The following is a 2,848-nucleotide window of genomic DNA, read 5'->3' on the forward strand; positions in this document are numbered from 1 at the left end:
CGCAGAGACCCGCACCTCCCTCCCGGGGCTGGGCGTACGCCTCTCCGCGCACGAGGTCGCCTGGCTCGACCTCCGCGCCGGGTAGCGGCACCCGCTCACGGCGGCGGGTCAGAAGTACCGACCGCCATGTGCAACCGTTGTGACTTTCCGAGGCGGTACGCGGGATCACGGGGCTGCGCCGCCCCTAGTCGCCGGCGGGGCGGACGAGGCCCGTCTCGTAGGCGAAGACCGCCGCCTGGGTACGGTCGCGCAGCCCCAGCTTGGCCAGGATCCGGCCCACGTGGGTCTTCACCGTCTGCTCCGCCACCACCAGCCGCTCGGCGATCTCCGCGTTCGACAGGCCCTGCGCGATCAGGCCCAGGACCTCGGTCTCGCGCTCCGTCAGACCGCCGGCGCGGTCCGGTCGCGGGGGCCGCGGGGCGCGGGTCAGCCGGGCGAACTCGGTGATGAGGCGCCTGGTCACGGCGGGGGCGAGGAGCGCTTCGCCGGTGGCGACGACCCGGACGGCGTGGGCCAGCTCGGCGGCCGAGGCGTCCTTCAGCAGGAACCCGGACGCGCCCGCGCGCAGCGCCTCGTACACGTACTCGTCGAGGTCGAAGGTGGTCAGGATCAGCACCCGGACGGCGGCGGCAGGGGGCGCGGGCGGGGCGGGCGGTGCGGTGATGCGGCGGGTGGCCTCGATGCCGCCGAGCCCGGGCATCCGGATGTCCATCAGCACGACGTCCGGGCGCAGCTCCGCGACCTTCGCGACGGCGTCCGCGCCGTCCACCGCCTGGCCGACGACCTCGATCCCGGGCTCGGCGTCGAGCAGCACGGTGAAGCCCTGGCGCACCATGACCTGGTCGTCGGCGATCAGCACGCGGATGTTCGTCACGGGGTCTCCGCACCGTCGGGGGCAGCGGACGCAGGAGGCACAGAGGGCTCAGCGGGCGCCACGGGCAGCATCGCGGTCACCTCGTAGCCGCCGTCGGGGGTGGTGCCGGCGGCCAGCTCGCCGCCCAGCATCGCGGCGCGCTCCCGCATCCCGAGCAGCCCGTGCCCCGCGCCCGCCCAGGGCGGTGCGGCGCGCTCCGGCGCGGTGTTGACGACCCGGACGGTGAGCCCCGCGGGGCGGTAGCCGACCTCCACCCGGGCGCGGGCCCCGGGCGCGTGCCGGACCACGTTGCTGAGCGCCTCCTGCACGATGCGGTACGCGGACAGCTCGACGCCCGGCGGCAGCGCGTACGGCTTCCCGGTGGTCCGGGCGGCGACCTCGACCCCGGCGCGGCGCACCGCGTCGGCCAGTTCGCCGAGCCGGTCGAGGGTGGGCTGCGGGGCGTGGCGTACGTCGTCGGGGCGGGCGGGGGCACCGGGCGCGGGGCCGGCGCCCGGGTCGAGGACGGGGTCGAGGCGGGGGTCGAGGCCGGGACCGAGGCCGGGGGGCGGGGCGGCTTCGGCGCCCGCCTCCCCGTCGTCGGCCCGCAGCACGCCCAGCACCCGGCGCAGCTCGGCCAGCGCCTCGACGGCGCTCGCGCGGATCCCCGCGAGGTTCTCCTTCAGCTCCTCCGGCGGGTCCTGCACCAGGTGCGGCGCGACCTGCGCCTGGATGGAGATCACCGACATGTGGTGGGCGACCACGTCGTGCAGCTCGCGGGCGATCCTGGTGCGCTCCTGCAGCAGCGTGCGCCGGGCCCGCTCCCCGGCGGTCAGCTCCTCCTGCGCCGCCAGCTCCGTGCGGGCCACCCGGCGCCCGCGCACCGCGACGCCGCCGCCGGCGGCGAGGGCGAGGACCAGGACGGCGAACGGCACGCCCGTCGTGTCCTCGGCGGAGAAGAAGCCGTAGCCGAGGCCCGCCAGCACGCTGATCCCCAGCGTCTCGGCCGCGATCCGCGGCCGGCAGCGCAGCGCCACCGCGAACAGCACCCCGGCCTGCAGCACGAGCCCGGTGGCCGTCCAGGGGAACATCCCGTCCGCGTCGGCGCCGTGCGCGGTGTCCGCGAACCGCGCGACCACCAGCATGACCACCGTGGTGACCCAGCAGGCGAGCACCGGCCGGAGCGGCGCCACGAGGAAGGCCGCCGACTGCAGCGTGGCGAGCAGGGTGGCGGTGCGCATGCCCATGTCGTAGCCGAAGGCGTATTGGTTGGTGGCGGCGACGTGCAGGGCCGCCAGCACCAGCAGGGCCGGCACGGCCAGCGCGGGCAGCCACTCGCGCAGCCGCGAGCGCGGCGCCGCTCCGGCCCCCGCCGCGGCCCCGGTGCCCGGCACACCCTGCGGCGGGCCGACGGCCGTCGTCCACAGGTCCGCGCGCAGCGTGCGCAGCACCGTCCGCAGCCCGGCGGCGGATCCCTTCCCCATCGGCTCCTCCCTCGCTCGCTCCACCCTAGGTACCTCGTACGGCGGTCAGCCCGCCCGGCCGCTCGTACGCGTGGAAGGCCGCCCGGCACACCAGCAGCACCGCCGCGAACGCCGGCAGCCACACCAGCCGGGCCGCCACCCAGCCGCCCCCGTCCGGCACCGTGTGCAGCCCCGGCAGCGCGCCGCCGCCCGCGAGCAGGCCGAGCGCCGAGACCGCCATCATCGCCGTCTGGTGCCAGAGGAAGACCGTCATCGCCGACAGGTTGAGCAGCGCCACCGCCGCCCACGCCGCCGGCCGCCGCCGCAGCACCCGGCGCAGCGGCCCGAGCAGCAGCAGCGCCCCGCCGCACTGGGCGAGGCCGAAGGTGACGGCGGCGAGGGTCGGCGGGTCCAGGTTGGAGACCGCGGCCCCGGGCACGCCGACCATGGCCGCCGGGTAGGCGCCGCGGAGCACCAGCGCCGCCGTCGCCGCCGCGCCGCCGCGGGCGGCCGGGGCGGCGTACGGCGTGGG

General features: G+C 77.6%; 2 protein-coding genes and 1 pseudogene. All 3 read right to left on the minus strand.

The annotated features are described in order from the left end of the window. Positions 1–184: 184 nt before the first annotated feature. A complete protein-coding gene (locus tag ABD317_RS35490; protein ID WP_344295887.1) occupies positions 185–874 on the minus strand; it encodes a response regulator in 690 nt (229 codons plus the stop codon). Continuing rightward, positions 871–2,337 (minus strand): sensor histidine kinase, encoded by a 1,467-nt coding sequence (locus tag ABD317_RS35495; RefSeq protein ID WP_344295890.1) that lies wholly within the window; start codon positions 2,335–2,337, stop codon positions 871–873. The genes ABD317_RS35490 and ABD317_RS35495 overlap by 4 nt, the downstream gene beginning before the upstream one ends. 25 nt (positions 2,338–2,362) lie before the next feature. Continuing rightward, positions 2,363–2,848: pseudogene (locus ABD317_RS35500) on the minus strand (acyltransferase family protein); the annotation flags it as partial.

The organism is Streptomyces synnematoformans (genome assembly GCF_039531005.1).
Lineage (GTDB): Bacteria > Actinomycetota > Actinomycetes > Streptomycetales > Streptomycetaceae > Streptomyces > Streptomyces synnematoformans.